This is a genomic window from Natronococcus sp. JC468, from assembly GCF_012163165.1.
In the GTDB taxonomy this organism is placed as follows: Archaea; Halobacteriota; Halobacteria; order Halobacteriales; family Natrialbaceae; genus Natronococcus; species Natronococcus jeotgali.
On the sequence record NZ_JAAVUO010000002.1, the window covers coordinates 17,951 to 37,368 of the forward strand.

Here is a 19,418-nt window from a genome sequence, read left to right on the forward strand (position 1 = left end):
GGAGGGAGTTCGCCGTGGGGATTGGGCCGGGGACTGCCGATCGCGCGAAGGCGGTCCACTCCCGATCGACGTGGTCCAGTGCGGTCAGCCAGTCACCGCAGCAGCGGGCTGAGCGGCGACGTCTCCTCCGGAGTCTCCTCGTCGAAGAATCCCTCGACGCCGTCGAGCTCGAGGACGAACTCGGCGCCGAACGCGCCGGCGGGGGTCTGAAACCCTGCATCCGCGTCGCCGGCGAGGATGCGCTCGGCGACCGTCACGGCGCCGTCGACGGTAATGACGTACGGGTCGGGCGTCCGCAGGCGGGAAACGACTCGTTCGCCGTCGTCGCCGGCCCGCGCCTCGCCCCAGACGTAGGCCGTCCCGCGCTCGCGGGCCCACTCGGCTGGCCCGTCGCGGATCCCCGCCAGCTGCTTCAGTACTCGCCGGACCGGCTTCGCCTCGAACAGCGGTGTGAGGTACCGGTGGGATTTGAGTGCGAGCCGCGCCGGCTGGGGCAGCATGGCGTACATCTCGACGTTCGGAACGCCGGTGGTGTAGTGGCCCGTACAGATATCACCCATCGGCATCGTTACCGCCGGGCGCTCGCCGCGACCGAAGTCGATCTCGCGGGTTCGCCAGGCCGTCGGCACGCTCTCGACGCGCCCGTCGCGCCGAACGGCACCCTCGGTGTTCGCACCCTCGAGGACCGTTCGAACGGTGCCGATCGACGGGATCCGGAGCGAGTCGACGCCGAGCGCGAGGCCGTCGGCCTCCGGCAGACGGTCGACGAGGTGGGCGGCCAGGCAGTCCATCGGAATCGTCGACAGTGCGGCCGCCGGCAACAGCGTGACGCCGGCCGCTCGGGCCTCGTCATCGCGGTCCTGGATCGACTCGATAACTGGAATCTCGCCGGTGATGTCGACATAGTCCGTGCCGCTACGCAGACAGCCCTCGACCAGCGGCTCGGCCGTGTTCGAGAACGGTCCGGCGCAGTTTACCACGCAGTCGACGTCCTCGAGGGCCTCGGCGACGACGTCCGGGTCCTCGAGTGAGAACCGTCGGCCCGGCTGCTCGAGGACGGTAACCTGTTCGCGCAGCTGGTCCCGATCGCGGCCGGCGAGAATCGGATCCAGCCCGCGGTCGATCGCGTCCTCGGCGACCAGACGACCGACGTATCCGTACGAGCCGTAGATCAGGAGCGGTCCCATACACACGGGACCGCGACGGCGGAGTTAAACGGCAGGCCGGCAGTTGACGCCACGATCGCGGGACGCCGATCACTCGAGGCGATCCAGGACGGCGTCTTTCTCGTAGGACAGCGACAGCGACCGCGATCGCCCTCGCCCCTCGATATCGGCGTAATCGGCGTCGATCAGCCCGAGCTGATCGAGCTTGTTGACGATCTCGGAGTAGCGGGTGTAGCCGAGGTCGGTCTCCTCGTGGAAGCGCTCGTATATCTCGCCGGCCCGCCCGCCGTCGTTGGTGGCGATAACCTCGAGCAACGCCCGCTCGGTATCCGACAGGCCGGAGAGGCTCCGGGAGAGGTTGATGTACTTCGACTTCTCGTAGGCCTCCTCGACGTCTTCCAGCTCGACGGTTCGACTGCCGCGCATCTCGGCGTTGAGTCCCGCACGCCGCAGCAGGTCGATCCCGACCCGAAGATCGCCGCCCTCGGCGGTGCGATCGGCGACGCGCTCGAGGGTATCGCGCGAGATAACCCCGTCGCGGAACCCGCGCCGAACTCGTTCGTCGAGAATGTCGACGATCTCGGGCTGGTCGTAGACCGGGAAGTACACCTCTTCGGGCCGAAAGACGCTCTGAACCCGCGAGTCGAGTTCGTCGATGACCTCGAGGGTCGGGTCGGAGGAGACGACGACGACACCGATCTTCGCACCGGGGTACTCCTCGTGGGCACGTAACAGTGAGTACAACGTGTCCGAGGCCTCGTTTTCGTAGAAGAGGTAGTTGACGTCGTCGAGAGCAACGATCATGACGCGATCCTCCTCGACGAGTTTCTCGGCGATCTGGCCGAAGAGTTTCTTGAACGAGATCCCCGAAGACGGGGGCTCGTAGTCGAACGTTCCCTCGAACAGTCGCGAGAACACCGAGTACCGCGTCGAGTTAACCTGGCAGTTGACGCGGATCGTCCGTACGTCGCTGGTCTGGGTTCCGACCTTGTCGAACAGCTTCTGGATCGCCGTCGTCTTCCCCGTTCCCGGCGGACCCCGAACCATGACGTTCAACGGACGGGAGCCGCGAACCGCCGGTCGCAACGCGTACGTGAGGTTTTGTGTCTGCGTTTCGCGGTGTTTGAACGTCTCGGGAACGTAGTCGATCTCGAAGACGTGCTCGTTTCTGAACACGGACTCGTCCCACGACAACATCCCCTCTTCGGGGTCGTCTGCCATCACTTTCACCACGCTGTCGTAGTTACTTAGTTGTTTGCGAGGGAAGCGAAAGCGGATCGAGTCCGCAAACGGACCGTCCGGAAGTCCGGATCTCGTTCGCTGATCACGAGGAGTCGATCGATCCGGAGAGATAGACGATTCGTTTAACGGCCGTATAATGAAGCGTCATACGTCACAAATAGCAACCAATGGGAACAGGTATCTCGTCGTGGTACGCGCGAGACCGAGTCGAGCGCCACTGTAGTCTCCCTCTGGGGGCGCATCCGACGAGCCACGGCGCGAAGCGAGCCGTGTCGACCGGTCGTCGATTCGACCGGTCCCGCGTCGCTCGCGAGACGCCGGGTTTCACGACATCGGCGTATCGGATAGGACAGGTGTACCGGACCTCAACAGCGCGGTTATCGACGCTCTCAGTATGAGTCACTCGAGCCCACAACAGAACGCACGGTCGGTCTCGACCGGCGCCCAGCTCCTGTTGATCGTCGCCGGAATCGGTTTTCTCGTCGCGGGAATCGCACTCGCTGCAAGCGGGACGGGTATCAACGACACGATCACTGGCGCCGACGACGACGAGATCGACGGGGAGACGAACCCCAACGAGCCGAACACGGAGGGCAGTGGAGAGACCGACGACGGAGGAAACAACGGGACGGACGAGAGCGACGGTGACGGAAGCGCTGATACCGACAGCGGGGAAGACTCCACAGCTGACTCCGGCAACGGCGCCGACGACTCCGGTAACAGCGCTGACGACTCCGGTAACAGCGCTGACGACTCCGGTAACAGCGCTGACGACTCCGGTAACAGCGCTGACGACACCGGTAACGGCGCTGATGATAGCGACGGCGGTAACGGCGATAGCTCGCCGTTTGGAGATAACGACTCCGACAGCGACAACGACACTGACGGCGACAACGACTCCGACAGCGACAACGACACTGACAGTGATGACGCCGACAACGGCACCGGCAGCGATACCGACAACGATTCCGACACCGACAACGATTCCGACAGTGATGACGGCGATGACGACGTCTGGTTCGAATAATTCGACGTCGTAGCTGTTTCCTTCCTGACCTCCTCCCCCGACTGAGGTCGTGGGCTTTCGCGCTGAGTCCGTGTAACTGCGGGTCGGTCGAATGTTCTTAGCGCTGTCGGACGTTTCCGCTTCGATCGTTCCAGACCGAGGACTCCTCGAGTTGTATCCCGGATTACGCGTTCAGGACGGTCCCCGTAACGAACCGCGTTCGTTGGCGTCGGTAGCAACCGTAGGACGACAGCGGGTGCGGTTCGAAACGTGTCTCTACCGGTAGTTCGAGACCGATCGGTGAGCACGCGTTGCGAGATACGGCGTCGACAACTCGCATCGTGACGGAACGACGAATTACACGAAGTCAAGGAGACAGCCCACGACTTTAGTCGTGGATGGATGTCAACAATCGTTCGAATGGCCCGCGTTCGCCGACGGAGTGTGCCGACAAACGACCTGCATCGAGAACGCGACCCAGATACGATGTCGGTGTGCCGGAGTGGCCGTCGTAACGGATCCGGATGCACGCGCTTCAGCGTACGAGCTCCATCTGCCTTCGCGTTGACCGACGACGAACGGGAGTCCGGGGTCGAAAGAACGGATCGACACACTGCTCCGAAAAGTCGGATTCGACTCGAGTGGAGGGATCGACGAGAGAAGGGACTGGGGTGCGCCGAAGGGATCTATCGGACCGTCACTCGACCGTGACGCTCTTTGCCAGATTCCGCGGTTTGTCGATCGGCCGATCGAGCAGGTCGGCGGCATAGTACGAGACGAGTTGCAGCTGAACGTTCGCCAGTAACCCGGTCCAGACGGGATGGGTGTCCGGAACGGAGAGATGGGCGTCGGCGGCGTCGACGACGGGATGGTCATCCGGCGAGACCGAGACGATCGGTGCCCCTCGTGTCTGGGCCTCGATCGCGTTCGTCTTCGTCTTTCCGTCGTCGCCACCGGTGCAAACGGCGAAGACCGGCGTTTGCTCGGTCACGAGCGCGAGCGGACCGTGCTTGAGCTGGCCGGAGGCGAATCCCTCGGCGTGCTCGTAGGTGATCTCCTTGAACTTCAGCGCGCCCTCGAGAGCGACCGGGTGGCCGAGGCCGTTACCGATGAAGAAAAACGACTGGCTGTCGATGTATCGTTTGGCCAGTCGTTCAGCGTCGGTCGTCTCGAGGATCGACTCGACCTGTTCGGGGAGGTCGGCGAGGCTCTCGAGCATCGCTTCGGCGTCGTCGGGGTGGTCGGCAGCGGGAACGTCCGCGACGATTCGCTGTCCGACCAGCGCGAGCGTTACGGCCTGCGACGAGAACGTCTTCGTCGCGGCGACGCCGACCTCCGGGCCGGCTCGAATGTACACTGCGTCGTCCGCTTCTCGGGCAGCCGTCGAACCGACGACGTTGGTAACCGCGAGCGTTCGCGCACCGCGATCGGCCGCTTCGCGGACGGCGCTCAGTGTGTCGGCCGTTTCACCGCTCTGCGTAACGGCGACGGTCAGCGTCGTCTCGTCGACCGGACCGGCGACGGACTCGTACTCGCTCGCGCGGATCACGTCGGCGCGAACACCGGCCGATTTCAGCAGTTGGGCGCCGTACACCGCGGCGTGATAGGACGTGCCACAGGCGACGAACTGGACCTCCTCGACGTCGGTAAAGGAGCCGGCCGGCAGCGCCTCGAGGGAGACCTCGCCGTCCTCGACGCGGCCCTCGATCGTGTTCGAGAGGGCGGTCGGCTGGCTGTGGATCTCCTTTTTCATGTAGTGGTCGAACTCGCCCTTGCCAGCGTCTTCGGGATCCCAGTCGACCGTATCGACCTCGCGGTGTACCGGTTCGCCAGCCAGGTCGGTAATCGCGTACGAGTCGGGTTCGAGAACGACGACGTCACCGTCCTCGAGGTAGATGACCTCGTCGGTGTAATCGAGGAACGCGGGGACGTCGCTGGCGAGGAACCAGTCGTCGGTTCCGAGACCGAGCACCAGCGGGGATCCCTTTCGGGCCGCGTAGACCCGATCCTCGTCCTCGACGATCGCCGCGATCGCGTAGCTTCCCTCGAGGGTTTCAACCGCCTTGCGAACCGCGGCCTCGGTCGACAGCTCGTCGCGGTACTCGTTAATGAGATGCGGAATGACCTCGGTATCAGTATCGCTCTGGAAAACGTGTCCCTTCTCGGCCAGCTCCGTTCGGAGCTCCGCGTAGTTGTCGATGACGCCGTTGTGGACAACGGCGATATCCTCGGCGGAGTCCGTGTGAGGGTGGGCGTTCTCCTCGGTCGGCGGACCGTGGGTACTCCAGCGGGTGTGACCGATCCCGACGTTTCCGGTCGGGAGGTAGTTGAGCTTCGATTTGAGGTCCGATACTTCGCCGGACGTCTTGTGTACCTTTACGCCCGAGCCGTTTTGTACCGCAATCCCAGCCGAATCGTAGCCACGGTACTCGAGATTCTCGAGTCCCGTCAGCAACGTATCGGCGGCGTCGTCGGTACCGATACGGGCGATAATTCCGCACATCAGCCGCTCACCTCCGTCGGATCGAGTGCGGAGAACGTACAAATAGAGCGGGTCGGATCGGTCAACCGTCGGGTCGGTACGCCAGTACGGCGCGCAGTCCTGTAACGTGTCATAGATCTCCTTCTCCCGGGTCTTTCGTCCCTAAACGTCGACCCGGCGTTACAGGATACGTTACCGACATGGCCCATTACTATGGGTCGAATAACGAGAACCGGACGATCCGTTCCACTATTCCACCATATGTAGTTAGTATCTTTACACATTTGTATAATCAGAACCCACGTTCATCGTTCCAGAGAGATACCGTCGACAAGCGATGACGATCGGCGGTCTATCGCGATCGAGGGACCGCGTTCTGTTGCAGACGCACGACGCGTCTTTATTCGACCACTAACCGCCATAGCGTGCACGATGGCATCCCGTACCCGGTACCGAGGGCTGTACCCGTACGACTCGATACCAGTAGCGCGCATACGGAAAAGAGAAGACAGCCAGCGACGTTCAGCGCGATTACTGCGGCGAGTTGGTTACGGTGACGGACGACTCATCGGTACCCGAAGATTCGTCGGGGCCGTGGTCGGCGAGAACGATCGCGTTCTCTCGGCCGACCGAGACCTTTCCGATCTCACCCCGGTCGTGCATCTCCGAGAGGAGGCGGCTGACCTTCGATTTCGACCAGCCGGTTTCTTCGACGATCCGATACTGATACGTTCGTCCGTCGTTTTCGACGAGTATCCGGATGATCTGGCCCCTGTCGCTCAGTAGTTCGTCCGGCGTATCCGGCGAAATGTACGTTTCGTAGGTGTGGGTCGGGTCATCCGTCGACGTTTCGTCGTCGTGTTCGTCGTCGCCGTCCGTAGCAAATACCGCCGACGGATCGAGCGTCACGTCGCGGTTCGAGAGCGCCTCGATGAGGCGAGCGCCGATAAGGACGCCGATGATCACCACCGCGGCAGCGACCAAGACGAGTTCCCAGAGTGGCGTTTCACCGATAAACTGACCGAGTTGAGCGACGACAGCGAAAGACGTCGCCGTTGAAGTCACTATTGCGCCGTCAGGCAACGGAACCGACGCGGCTGTAGATACGTCGCCGACGGTAACCAGTACGTCGCTGGAGACGGATTCGGATACGGTATCGATCGTTCTGAACTCCATGGTTGCTAGATTCGGGTCTGACCGAACGTGAGAGAACATATTCACATCGGTCGTATTAGCACACAATATGACATCCAACTTCATTATGTGGTCAAACAGATTCGCTTAACAGCGAAATAAGATCTCACGGACTGAGAACAGAAACCAAGGCTGAGCGAGGGTTGAGAGCCAACGACACTGTTGACGAATCCGAACGGCGCGTGAGGGGGCCGTTTATCGGCTATATAGTAAACCGATGCGGTTGTCTCCGTTCGGACGAGGCGTGCCGGCCGTCTCGAGGGCGGCCGGCGCATGTTCCGGCGCGCGTTGTCGGGCGCCGGGTACGTGATACACCACCATGACCCCACCACTCAGCGATACTGAGAGACGAACTGACAGACCGGAGAGCGATGAGCGGACCGAACAGCCGACCGAGGAGCCCCTTCGAAACGCGACGGTCTGCGTCGTCGGTCTCGGTTACGTCGGACTCCCGCTCGCGGTCGGATTCGCGCAGGCTGATTACCGCGTGATCGGCTTCGACGTCGACGATTCGAAGGTCGAAACGCTGCAGAACGGGGTCGACACGACCGGGGATCTCTCGGACTCGGCCGTTCTCGACGGAGATATCACATACACGACCGACGCGGCGGCGGTACGCGATGCCGATTACGTGCTCGTGACGGTCCCCACGCCCGTCGAGGACGAGCGGCCGAATCTCGCATTTATCGAAAGCGCCGCCGAAACCGTCGGAAAACACCTGACACGCGACACGACAGTGGTCCTCGAGTCGACGGTGTATCCGGGAGTCACGCGCGAGGAGTTCGCACCGGCGATCGAGGACGCGTCCGGTCTCGAGGCCGGCGAGGACTTCTTCGTCGCGTACTCGCCGGAGCGGGCGACGCCGGGCGACGGTGAGCACTCGCTCGACAGCGTCGTCAAAGTAGTCGGCGGGCAGAACGATGCCGTCCTCGAGAACGTTGCGGCGCTGTACGAGTCGGTCGTCGACACGGGCGTGCACCGTGCGCCGTCGATCGAGGTCGCCGAGGCGTGCAAGGTCGTCGAGAACGTCCAGCGCGACGTCAACATCGCGCTGATGAACGAGCTCTCAATGGCCCTCGAGAAGATGGATATCGACACGCACGACGTCCTCGAGGCCGCGGGCACGAAGTGGAACTTCCACGACTACCGGCCGGGGCTGGTCGGCGGCCACTGCATCCCGGTCGATCCGTACTTCTTCGCCCACCGGGCGAAAGAGTCCGGCGCCGACCCGGAGTTGATCCTCACGAGCCGAGACGTCAACGAGTCGATGCCGGACCACGTCGCCGAGCTGACGATCAAAGCGCTCAACGACGGGCATAAGACCCTCTGTGAGAGCCGAGTACTCGTGCTCGGGGTATCCTACAAGCCGAACGTCGGTGACATCCGGAGTTCGAAGGTTGCGAACGTCATCGATCGGCTCCATCAGTACGGTATCGACGTGGTCGGCTACGATCCACACGCCGACGACGACGCGGTCGAGCAGACGTTCGGGATCGACGTACAGGAGTCACTTTCGTTCGCCGACTTCGACGGTGTCATACTGGCGACGCCGCACGCGGAGTTCGACGACCTCGATCTCGGGAACGTGGCGACGGCGCTCGGCGACGATCCCGCGCTGATCGACGTCGCGGGGGCGTTCGACGCCGACGATGCGACCGACCACGGGTTCGTCTACCGGAGGGTATAATGTACCGCGGTCACACGATCGGTGTCATCGTACCGGCGTACAACGAGGAATCTCACGTCGGAGAGGTTCTCGCGACGGTGCCGGAGTTCGTCGATCGGATCTACGCCGTCGACGACCGATCGACCGACGACACCTGGAAGATCATCCGGGAGTGCGCGGCGGCCTCGCGACGGGTGACCGACGAACCCCTCGATTCCGACGGCGAGTTCGGACCCGAAATTCGAGCATCGATAGCTGACGGGGGACGGGTCGGCGAAACGGAGATCGTCCCGATCCGTCACGAGGAAAATCAAGGTGCCGGCGGGGCGCTCAGGACGGGATACGTCCGCGGGCGCGAAGACGGGATGGACATCGTGGCCACGATAGACGCCGACGGACAGATGGATCCGGAACAGCTTCCGCGTCTCCTCGATCCGATCGTCGAGGACGTCGCCGATTACACGAAGGGGAACCGTCTGGGCGATCGGGAGAGTCGGCGGGAGATGCCGCCGTTTCGCCTGTTCGGAAACTGGCTGTTGACCCAGCTAACGAAGATCGCGAGCGGATACTGGACGCTTCAGGATCCGCAGAACGGCTACACCGCGATTTCCCAGGAGGCACTGTCGGCGGTCGACGTCGAGTCGCTCCCCGACGACCACGAGTACCCGAACGACCTGCTCGTGCGGCTGAATATCGCCGACATGCGCGTCGCCGACGTCTCCATGCCCGCGATGTACGACGACGAGGAGTCGACCATCGAGTACAGGCGGTTCGTCCCTGTTACGTCCGTAACCCTCCTCAGAGGATTCCTTCGACGAATGTATACACAACTTTCCGACGATCGACTCGATCCGGCCGCGGTCAGTTACGTAGCCGGACTCGTGTCCCTGGCAGGCGCACTGACCTCCGCGATCGGTGTCGGATCGTCCCTCCTGAAGGGCGAGGCCTCGACGCGTGACCTGTCCGGAATCGCCTCCGCGTTCGCGACGAGTGTGGTCGCGTTCCTGATCGCGATGGGAATCGACGCCGTCAACAACGCGGAGAACGGGGTGCGACGATAGATGCGCGTCATCGTAACGATCCAGCACCCGGCCCACGTCCACTTCTTCAAACACGCTATCGCGGAACTCGAGGCGGACGGACACGACGTCTTCGTCTTCGCGCGCGAGAACGAGGTCGTCTCGGAGCTTCTCGATCGCTACGAGATCGACCACGAGATTCTGGCCGGCGAGTCGAACTCGCTGCTCTCGCTGGCGGCGGTACAGGCGACCTACGAGGCGCGACTGCTGGCACGAGCCCGCCGAATCAAACCGGACGTCATAACCGCTATCGGCGGCCCCGCAGCGACCCACGTGGCGAAACTCGTGGGCGCCAAAAGCGTCGTCTTCTACGACACCGAGCACGCCACGCTGATCAAGATGCTCGCGTACCCGTTCGCCGACACCGTCTGTACCCCCGAGTGTTACGACGGCGACGTCGGCTCGAAGAAGATCGAGTACCCCGGCTACCACGAACTGGCGTATCTCCACCCCGACCGGTTCGAGCCCGATCCGTCGGTGCTCGAGGATGCCGGACTGGAGCCCGACGACACCTTCGTCGTGATGCGTCTGAGCAGCTGGGACTCCTCGCACGATATGGGACAGGGCGGCTTCGACGATCCGGTCGAGGCCGTCCGGCGCCTCGAGGACGCCGGGGCGACCGTCCTGATCACCTCGGAGGTTCCCCTGCCGGAGGCGCTCGAATCCAACCGCACCACGACGTCGCCGGAGCAGATGCACCACCTGTTGGCCTACGCGGACTGTTTCGTCGGCGAGGGTGCGACGATGGCCGCCGAAGCGGCGGTGCTTGGCACCCCGGCGGTCTACGTGAACTCGCTCTCGCTCGGCTACATGCGGGAACTCGAGGAGGAGTACGGGCTCGTCTTCAACTTCAACGGCGACGATCGACACGTCCGCTCGTTGGAAAAGGCCGTTTCGATCATCGAGGCCGGCGACGACGGGACCTGGAATCGACGGCGGGAACGGCTCCTGGCCGACCGAATCGACGTCACCGACGTCATCGTCCGGGAGCTCGAGACCGTCGCGGGGATCGACCCGGACCGTTCCGCGCTTGCCGCAAACGCTGACTGACACGACATGCACGTACTACACCTCATTACCACCACGCGTTCGTTCTTCGAACAGCAGATATCCGTCCTCGAGGACCGTGGTGTCGATTGTACCGTTATCGGCGTTCCGGGCGAGTACACCGCCGACTCGCCCCGGACCCCGACGGACTACCTTCGGTTCTACCCGCAGGTGCTCTCCCACGTTCGAACGGGCGACTACGATCTGGTGCACGGACACTACGGACTCGTCGCGCCGTTCGCGCTCGCCCAGCCGACGCGCCCGGTGGTGATGAGTCTCTGGGGAACGGATCTGATGAGCGACATGGGCTGGCTCGAGACGATCAGCCGGTACGGCGCCCGATTCGCCGACGCGGCGATCGTTCCCAGCCCGGCGATGTCCCGCGAACTCGACGTGGATCACCTCGAGATCCCGTTCGGTATCGACACGGATCTGTTCAGGCCGATCCCCCGTCGGGACGCTCGCGAGCGCGTCGGCTGGGACGCCGACGAACGGATCGCGCTGTTCCCGTACGATCCCGACAGGGACGAAAAGGACTACCCTCGAGCCGAACGGATCGCGGCTCTTGCGGACGCGGAGCTGGACGTTCGGACGATCGAGGGCGTTCCCTACGAAGAGATGCCGTACTACATGAACGCGAGCGATCTCCTCCTCGTAACCTCGAAACGCGAGGCGGGACCGATGGCAGTCAAGGAAGCCGCGGCCTGCAACGTTCCCGTCGTCTCGACCGACGTCGGCTTCGTCCGGGAAACCGTCGGCGAAGTGGACAACTGCGTCGTCAGCGACGACGACCGAGAGCTGGCGGCCGGACTCGAGTCCGTTCTCGCGGGCTCTCGTCGATCGAACGGCCGCGAGGTGATCGACGGCCTGAGCCTCGAATCGATGGGCGATCGACTCATCGAGTGCTATCGGACCGTCCTCGAGCAACGGGGACGCGATACGACGGAATTATCACCCGAACAGACCGAGGATAGGGAGGGAACGTATCATGGCATCTAGGTTATCGCTGTCGAACGTGCGGCCGCTGCGGCTGGATACGGCGGCGGCCATCGCCGGGCTGTTGGTCGCGCTGTTGCTGTTTCCGCTCCGATTTTTCGCCTCCCAGATATACATCAACACGATCCCGATCGTCGTCGGGCTCGGCTGTATCCTGTATCTGCTCGCCGTTCACCAGAACGAGGACGAGCGGACGCTGCCGACGCTGTCGACGCCGGCGGCGAGGGTGCTACCGAGCGTGGTCACGGTCGGGATGGCGATCATGGTCCTCGTAACGATCCTGCAGGGAGCCCGCACGCCGCTGTTCTTCGTGATCGCGGGTGCGGTCGGATCCCTGCTGTTCGGGCAGATACTGTTCACGAGCGACCGGGACTTCCACCGCGGCCTGCTCCTGTTCCAGATCGTCGCATTCGCGTTCGTGTTCCGATTCGCCGCGCTGTACGCGACCCCGGGGTACATTGGAATCGACATCTGGACGCACATTACCGATCTCTCCCGGTCGATCTATCTCGAACAGTCGCTGGGAGCGATCGGCGACAACAAACACTTCGCCTCGCCGTTTTTCCACCTGTTCGTCGTCGCCTCCTCGCTGGTCTACGACGCCTCGCTTCGAACGGGAGTCTACCTGTCGGTGGGTGTCGTGATGCCGCTCTCGATTCTGGTGGTCTACGCCGGAGCGAACCTGCTCGTCCCGTCGCGGTGGGCGACGTTCGCCGCGGCGCTGTTCTCGGTCGCCAGCTACACCGTCACGTGGGGTGTCCACCTGATTCCGACTAGCATGGGACTCGTCTTCTTCATCGCGATCGTCTACGCGCTGATCCGGGTGATGCGGATCGAGTACACCGGTCGCGACTTCACGTTTCTCGTCTTTCTCTCGATCGCGGTTATCCTGACACACCAGGTGTCGACGTTTATCGTGCTGGTCCTGCTCGGCGCCGCGTTTCTCGCGCAGGTCGTCTTCATGGCCGGGCCGTTGGGGCTCACGAGACTCGATACGAGCGTGTTCCGAACGAAGAAACCGGTCAACCTGATCGGCCTCCTCGTGTTCAACTTCGGACTCTCGATCTTCGTCTGGTCGCTGACGCCGTTCCGGGGAGACTCGTTCCTGGGAACGGTGCTCGAGTGGTTCGGCGAAACCCTCGAAGAGAGCGCCGGGTTCCTGAACCTTGCATCGCCCGGCGCATCGGGCAGCGAGGAAGCCGCCGTCCCCGATACGGGAACGACGCTACTCGATCAGATCGTTCCCTACGTCAACGAGATCGGATTCCTCGTGCTTCTCGGGATTACGCTCGTCGGCTGTCTGTACGTCGTCCACCGTCGACGCGCCGAACAGTCGGTGTTCACCCTGATGCTCGGAATCGGGATCATGCTGTTTTTCGTCCTCGGACTTCCGATGTTCGGAATCCGAAACTTCGTTCCGACGCGGTGGTTCGCCTTCCTCTACGCGCTGATGGCGATCGTCGGCGCGATCGGGCTCCGGACGCTCAGTCGAAACCTCTCGCCGGCACCGGTCGTCGCCGTCCTCCTGGTCATCGTTTTGCTGTATCCGGGTGGAATGATGCTCGCCGCGGAGAGCAATCCCGACAATCCGGTGTTCTCGAACCAGCACGAGCAGTTGGCTTACGAACAGTCCGAACTCGCGGCGGTGGACACGATCGGTGAAATGACCGGGTCTCCCGAGGGAAGCGACCTCCGTCAGGATCAACGGCTGCACACCGATCACCCGTATCAGACCGTGTTCGATCGAACCGGTGCCTACCCGTCGGTTAGCCCGGCGGTCCTCCCCGAAAACGGGTCCGTAGAACACGACTACGTCGTCTACCGAACGGCGCAGTCGGAGGACGCGACCTTCTTCAGCAGCGGAGACGGGCCGGGGTACATCGCCAATCCGTCCGCGGAACGCGTCTGTCGGACGACCCAGTCGACCGTGTACGACAACGGCGACGTGCGCTTCTGTACGCCCTCGCCCGCACAAGGGTAAGTCCTCGAGTCGGGCTTTCCGTACCGTCCCCGCGGATCGATCGAAGCGAGTCCCTCGAAGGCGACGAGACGAAATCGCTACCGTAGCGACGCCTCGACCCCCGCGATCGCAGTTCGCTTTCCCTCGAGGGGACGATCGATCGGTTGTTCGAACGGCTCCACGCCGATTCCGGAGGACGAGATCGTCTCCGAACCGACGAGAGGATCGATTCGACTTCCGCTCGCGGCTCTCCGAATCGAATTCGGAAAGTCACGTATGTCCGCTTATCGAGCGACGATCGTCGCGAAACTCGACGTCGGCGCTCGGTCTGACGGTTCGGAGTTCGCGAATCGAACGCGTGCAGTGATCGTCAGATCGTCTTCGAAACCCTACCGGGACGGATTCAGTTCGGAAGTCCGGTTCTAGCCGATCGGATGGCCGCGATCGACCCGAGACGGTACCTGCGGTCGTTCGATTGGAGCAATCGATGCCAAATCGTCGTGAAACGACGCCGCTACGAGAGCCCCGAGAGAACGACCGCTTGGCGCGCCGACGTCGAGTCGCTCGAGATTTCGCCACGTCACCGAACCGTCTGTGTCGTCCTCACCGCTGACGCGGGCGACGCTGTCGACGCCGTTCGGGATCGAATCTACCCCGAGCACGCCGTAGCCCGCCTCGAGGACGGCCGCGAACTCGTTTCGGTCGTCGACCACGAGGATCACCGGGACGTGACGGTCGCGACCCACACTCCGACTTCGGGATCGACGGATCGATTCTCGGGGGGTGTTGTGCCGACGGTTCGGGCGGACAGTACAGTCGAAAGGCTCCGATAATCGATCAGCCAGAATCGGTACTCATTGAACGGCTCAAAGCACGCAGAAACGACGATCGGTAAGCGACGTCGCTACGAAGCGGACGAGTTCGAAATCGTTCGGAGGCTTCTGATCCGTGCGGACTGATGCTCGGATTCCGACTCGGTACTACGAGAGCGTTACCGGAAGGGTAATCGTCCGATAGGCGCTTTCCTCGTCCGGGTCGTCCGGCGCCTCGCCTTCGTAGAGGAACAGGACTAATCGATGATTCTCACCGATCGACGTCGGTTCGAACTCGAGGGTTTGTTCGTGAGTCTCGCCGTCGGAGACCGTCACCGATTCGCTTGTGAGTACTTCCTGGCCGTTGACGGTAGCGCTGTCGTTTCCGTAGCTCACGTCCTGGATCGCCACCACGGTGGTGTAGGACCGCTCCTCCTGTTCCTCGTTTGCGATGTAGGCCGTCACCGAATTGGACTCACCGGTAGACAGCGACTCGTTGTAGACGTATTCGGTATCGCCGTCGACCTCCTCGGTTTCGAGGTAGAACTCGGTGTAACTGTCGTGCTCGGGCGGGTTCGCGACGGCGAAACCGGCGATAGCGACCAGTACGAGCAGCGCGACCAGAAACATGATGTTGTACGGTCTGACGCTCGGATCGGATCGGCCGAACGAATCGCCCGTACTGGAAAACAGCAGCGTCGAGTCAGATATCGAGGGGGTAAACCGACGTTCCACGGGACAACGGTACCGCTGAACGATTCCGAGAAGAGATAGCGCAATCGTTACGAGCGCCGTCCCGGCGAGAATCGGGAGTAACGTGATTCCCCACGGCGTTACCGTCGAACCGAGTGTCACTGCCGGAACGATCGCGAGGCTCGCGACGACCGAGAGGGCAAATCGCTCGATCGGTTGGAGCCCGCCGTTGTTCAGCACGGATCGCTCGGATCCAGGGCTCTCGTCGTCGAACGCCTGATACTCGGTTTCCGGTGCGTCCGGGTACAACACTGAAACGAACGCGTAGCCGGGAAGAAAGAGCAACAGTGGGAGTCCCATGAGGATTCGAATCGGACCGGAAACGGCAGTAAATAATCCGAACGTGACGAAACCGGTAACTACGATAACGAGCGTCAGATCGAAAAACCACCAGTTGGAGTCACTCATTACTGGAGAGTCGAATCTCGAGCGTTTAGTTATCGGTCATATAACTGTCGCTCGCGGCGTCGGGCTTCGGATCGCCGTCCGACTCGCTACTGGGTGAACGGTGCTGGATACGCGCCGACCGGTCGGGTCGTTCGAAGAGGGATGGTCGATATTCGGCGTTCGTTCCGAATAGCAGAACGTTCTATATCGAAAATAACCGTATCGATCGTTATCATAGCCACGTTATCTTTTCTATATGAAAACGAAAAAAATAGTCATCTAGACCGCTCTTTCGTCCCAATACGATATTTGAAACTGTCTGAACGGGTAGGTTAGTACGGATTTCACCGAAGTCAAACCGTTCATCTGTGGACGATTTTCAGTCTTTAATACCGGTCCGTGAGTGCGATCGAGCAACTCGATGAGTTCCACAGAGACCGTTACGGCGGGTGAAAACAGGGGTGAGGACCGGGACGACGAGATCGTATCTGACGACGACGAACTCCCGGTCGACGAGATATTTCATATTCTTCAGAACGAGCGCCGTCGAATGGTGCTTGAGTACTTACAGGGCACGGACGAGTCCGTACGAATGCGCGACGTCGCCGAGCAGGTGGCAGCCTGGGAAAACGATACGACGGTCGAGGAATTGACTTCCGATCAGCGACAGCGCGTCTACATCCCGCTCTACCAGTCGCACCTTCCGAAGCTGGACAAGGCCGGCATCATCGACTACCAGCAGAACCGCGGCGTCGTCGAACGGCGACCGCTCGCACGTCAGCTCGATTACTACCTCAACGCGGATTCGAACAACAGTACGAGCAACGACGCTGGAACGAAGGGAGCGGATTGGGACGATTACTATATCGGGGCTGCGGGCGCCGGTGCGGTCTTGCTTCTGGGAGCGTTCTTCGAACTACCGCTGTTTTCCGTCATTACGGGAATCGGACTGAGCGCGCTGATCCTGTTGATGTTTACGACGCTGACGATCGGTCAGTACGTCAGGTAAGCGGTCGCACCGGGTGCTAGTCGTTCGTAGCGACGATGCCGAGGCAAGCAGCGACGAAGCCGATGACCGAAACGGCCGCCGTAATCTCGAAGGCCAGCGGCGCGAGAATCAGCGCTAACGACGCCACGAGGACGAACGCGAGCAGGTAGTTTCGGCGGCTACCGGAGTGATCGTCGGGTAGGGAGACGGTTCCGCGTTCGGGACGGAACTCGATCACTCCTGACGCGTCGAGAGCGGGGAGGGCGGTCTGTGAAAGACGCTCGTGAACGTCGCCCCAGGCCTCGACGTCGTCGCCTTTGCCGGCGTCATAGAGCTGGTCGGCGATTTCGTCGATCGTTACGGGTCCGTTGCGCGATTCGAGGAGAGAGACGACGTTCCATTCGAGCTCGTGCGGTGTTCCGGTCGTCTTCGTCTCGCGGTCATCGGAGACGATCGACGATTCGTCGTACTCGAGCACTCTAACAGACGTCGACGCTTGAACGGTGGACTCGTCGCCACTCGAGTCCGAAGAGGAGGTCTTTCCAAACGGCGTCAGACGCATATTGCCAATCACACACGTCTGGTACTATAAATATGCTCTCGATAGCACGTGATAAATTCGTTGCGGGCGTTTGTTCACGCGTTCAAACCGAGGATAAACATTTTACAGCGTGTGAAAAACCCCTATTACGAGAAGAACTATCGGGCGAGAGTGGAATTACGCCCGATCCACGATAGATGCTGGTCGGCGTGGCCGTCCCAGCTCTCGACCCAACTCAGAAAGTCATTAAGGCGAAGCTTGTGCCTCGCGGGCAGGTCGTGGACGTGTTCGAGCTCCGGCAACAGTCGTTGATCGAAGTTGTAACGGGTAAAGAGCTGTTTCCGATCCGGCCAGGGCGATTCGAAGGAGTCGAAAAACGGGGTCTTGCGCCGGACGAACCGCTCCATCTCGTTGAACAGCGTTACGTTGTGCGGTCGGTCCGGCGGCCGGTGTCGGAGCATTTCCGGGTCGATTTGCTTACACGCCTCGAGGAACGTATCGGTGGACCGCTTCGACGGAGGTGCGCGAAGGTGCCAGTCGAGCAGTTCCGTGTCGGTCGCCAGAAACGACGCGAAGAAGTTGTCGGCGAGGTGGGTGTGGAACGGCATCGACGGCTGGTTGGCGATTCCACAGCAGTTGATCGCGTTCTGAATCGAATCGGACCGGTCGAGTACGGCTTCGAACTCGTCTCTGACGGCCTGTCTAACGAACGATTCGGGATCGACGCCGAAGGCCGTTCGTTCTGCGAGATTCCGGCTCGCCGACCGAGTGTAGCCGAACCGTGAGAGAAGGACGTCGATCGGGTCGGGGTCCGGGTCGAGCCGTTCGAACGGGACTCGCTTGCCGAACACCTCGAGGTCGACGTGTGCGGTGAAGTGACCGCGGAAGAAGGTGTCGCACAGAAGACCGTGGTAGATCGTGTCGACGTCGATCACGTCGGTGTACCCGGCGTGGTGGATGTGCAGCGATTCCTTGACCCCCTGAGAGTACCGAACCTTCGATTCGTCGGCGTAGAGATACCGCTCGTCGGGTCCGAACGCCGTGTGATCGGCGCCGTACTGGGCCGCGAGTCGCTTCGCACCGATGACCTCCTGAGCCGTCGAGTTGCCGACCGTATAACAGTGCTCGATCGCGGGAAGCTGAGAGAGCAAGGTCCGAGAGTCGTACCCCGCGGAGAGCAGTAGTCCCTTCCGCCCGGGGAGAATCGATCGGCGATCGATCGCCCGTTCGAGCCGATCCGCGAGCGTACCCGCGTAGTCGAATTCGCTGGTATCGTAGACGAACCGCTCGAGTTCCGTCACCGACGACGCCCGAAGTTGGCTATCGATCGGGAGCCTGGAAAGCTGCTCGATACTCGTTTTCTCGCCGAGCGTAACGCCCAGATGGAGGAACTCGAGAATGCCGTCCCGGCAAAACGAGGGGTCGGATATCGTCTCCGCGACCGTCGCGGAGTCGGTTCCGAACACGCGAACCCCCGGTTCGTCGGTGTAGAAACACTCGCGGGAACGGACCATGTCGGTCGCGGCGAAAGCCTCGTCTCCGGTATCGAGGACCACGAGGTAGGATCCGTTGAGCTCGGCCAGCGCGTCGGTACCGTCGCGTTCGTAGGCGTCGAGGAACCAACGAGCGGCGTTCGTCTCTTGACCGGGAACGTACACTTCCCCCCAGATGACACAGCAGCCGGTATCCCCTTCGTAGCTTGCGCTCCAGCCGGGCGTGCCGAGACCGAAGTCTCTGATCCCGACGGTTATGGACGGTCCGACGACGACGTCGTCGAACTCGTCCATCGACCGAAACCGGGTAAACGCTTCTGTACCGCCAAAGACGCCGAAGAGTTCTGTATTCATCTCGAGACCATCTCGCTGCGGTTCGCGGCGTGGGGCTCTGGTCGAGGGCTACTTGCGAGTTGACTCGACCGAACGTCACGCACGCGTCGGACTATAATGCACTTGAGACGAGACACCATTAACTATAGTTCCACTAAGAGAGCGACAAAGTGAACCATACCTGTGTAACCAATAAACATACCTACAATACCCGATATTGTCCGGATAGAGCCCCTCTATCCACAATATTCTCCATCACTAACACCCATATAA

15 protein-coding genes are annotated in these 19,418 nt (G+C 61.8%); 7 read left to right on the forward strand and 8 right to left on the reverse strand.

Annotated elements, in window-relative coordinates; translation table 11 throughout:
• Positions 1-92 precede the first annotated feature (92 nt).
• Entirely contained in the window at positions 93-1,187 is a 1,095-nt protein-coding gene (locus GWG54_RS01550) for a trans-acting enoyl reductase family protein (protein WP_167936106.1), read from the reverse strand.
• Positions 1,188-1,256: 69 nt separating this feature from the next.
• A complete protein-coding gene (locus GWG54_RS01555) occupies positions 1,257-2,387 on the reverse strand; it encodes an ORC1-type DNA replication protein (RefSeq protein WP_008420861.1) in 1,131 nt (376 codons plus the stop codon).
• A gap of 415 nt (positions 2,388-2,802) precedes the next feature.
• Here GWG54_RS01555 and GWG54_RS01560 point away from each other — a divergent pair, with 415 nt between their 5' ends.
• Positions 2,803-3,435, forward strand: coding sequence for a hypothetical protein (locus tag GWG54_RS01560; RefSeq protein WP_209438214.1), 633 nt, complete (start codon positions 2,803-2,805; stop codon positions 3,433-3,435).
• 676 nt (positions 3,436-4,111) lie between these two features.
• Here the strand turns inward: GWG54_RS01560 and glmS are convergent.
• Entirely contained in the window at positions 4,112-5,917 is a 1,806-nt protein-coding gene (gene glmS / locus GWG54_RS01565) for a glutamine--fructose-6-phosphate transaminase (isomerizing) (protein WP_167936107.1), read from the reverse strand.
• A gap of 510 nt (positions 5,918-6,427) precedes the next feature.
• On the reverse strand, positions 6,428-7,072 hold the full coding sequence (locus GWG54_RS01570) for a MarR family transcriptional regulator (protein WP_245242729.1): 645 nt from the start codon (positions 7,070-7,072) through the stop codon (positions 6,428-6,430).
• A 337-nt stretch (positions 7,073-7,409) separates the two neighbouring features.
• On the opposite strand from GWG54_RS01570, the gene GWG54_RS01575 reads away from it, so the two are divergent.
• The 5 genes from GWG54_RS01575 to GWG54_RS01595 are packed head-to-tail and all read left to right on the forward strand — an operon-like array spanning position 7,410 to position 13,859.
• The gene (locus GWG54_RS01575) at positions 7,410-8,777 is read left to right on the forward strand and encodes a nucleotide sugar dehydrogenase (RefSeq protein WP_167936108.1); all 1,368 of its coding nucleotides are present in this window, start codon (positions 7,410-7,412) and stop codon (positions 8,775-8,777) included.
• Positions 8,777-9,817, forward strand: a complete 1,041-nt coding sequence (locus tag GWG54_RS01580) for a glycosyltransferase family 2 protein (protein WP_167936109.1) — start codon at positions 8,777-8,779, stop codon at positions 9,815-9,817. The genes GWG54_RS01575 and GWG54_RS01580 overlap by 1 nt, the downstream gene beginning before the upstream one ends.
• Positions 9,818-10,885 (forward strand): DUF354 domain-containing protein, encoded by a 1,068-nt coding sequence (locus GWG54_RS01585; RefSeq protein ID WP_167936110.1) that lies wholly within the window; start codon positions 9,818-9,820, stop codon positions 10,883-10,885.
• Positions 10,886-10,891: 6 nt separating this feature from the next.
• Complete coding sequence (locus GWG54_RS01590; protein ID WP_167936111.1) at positions 10,892-11,881, forward strand: glycosyltransferase family 4 protein; 990 nt, start codon at positions 10,892-10,894, stop codon at positions 11,879-11,881.
• Positions 11,871-13,859 (forward strand): hypothetical protein, encoded by a 1,989-nt coding sequence (locus tag GWG54_RS01595; protein ID WP_167936112.1) that lies wholly within the window; start codon positions 11,871-11,873, stop codon positions 13,857-13,859. Before GWG54_RS01590 ends, GWG54_RS01595 begins: the two co-directional genes overlap by 11 nt.
• A 401-nt stretch (positions 13,860-14,260) precedes the next feature.
• Here GWG54_RS01595 and GWG54_RS01600 read toward each other — a convergent pair whose 3' ends face one another.
• Both GWG54_RS01600 and GWG54_RS01605 read right to left on the reverse strand, forming a co-directional pair.
• Positions 14,261-14,584, reverse strand: a complete 324-nt coding sequence (locus GWG54_RS01600; protein WP_167936113.1) for a hypothetical protein — start codon at positions 14,582-14,584, stop codon at positions 14,261-14,263.
• 234 nt (positions 14,585-14,818) lie between these two features.
• Entirely contained in the window at positions 14,819-15,811 is a 993-nt protein-coding gene (locus GWG54_RS01605; RefSeq protein WP_167936114.1) for a DUF1616 domain-containing protein, read from the reverse strand.
• A gap of 400 nt (positions 15,812-16,211) precedes the next feature.
• On the opposite strand from GWG54_RS01605, the gene GWG54_RS01610 reads away from it, so the two are divergent.
• The gene (locus GWG54_RS01610; RefSeq protein ID WP_167936115.1) at positions 16,212-16,799 is read left to right on the forward strand and encodes a hypothetical protein; all 588 of its coding nucleotides are present in this window, start codon (positions 16,212-16,214) and stop codon (positions 16,797-16,799) included.
• A 16-nt stretch (positions 16,800-16,815) separates the two neighbouring features.
• Here GWG54_RS01610 and GWG54_RS01615 read toward each other — a convergent pair whose 3' ends face one another.
• Both GWG54_RS01615 and GWG54_RS01620 read right to left on the reverse strand, forming a co-directional pair.
• Positions 16,816-17,256 carry a hypothetical protein gene (locus tag GWG54_RS01615; RefSeq protein ID WP_167936116.1) on the reverse strand — a complete coding sequence of 147 codons (441 nt, stop codon included), beginning with the start codon at positions 17,254-17,256 and terminating at the stop codon, positions 16,816-16,818.
• 221 nt (positions 17,257-17,477) lie between these two features.
• The gene (locus tag GWG54_RS01620) at positions 17,478-19,166 is read right to left on the reverse strand and encodes a hypothetical protein (protein WP_167936117.1); all 1,689 of its coding nucleotides are present in this window, start codon (positions 19,164-19,166) and stop codon (positions 17,478-17,480) included.
• Positions 19,167-19,418: the final 252 nt, after the last annotated feature.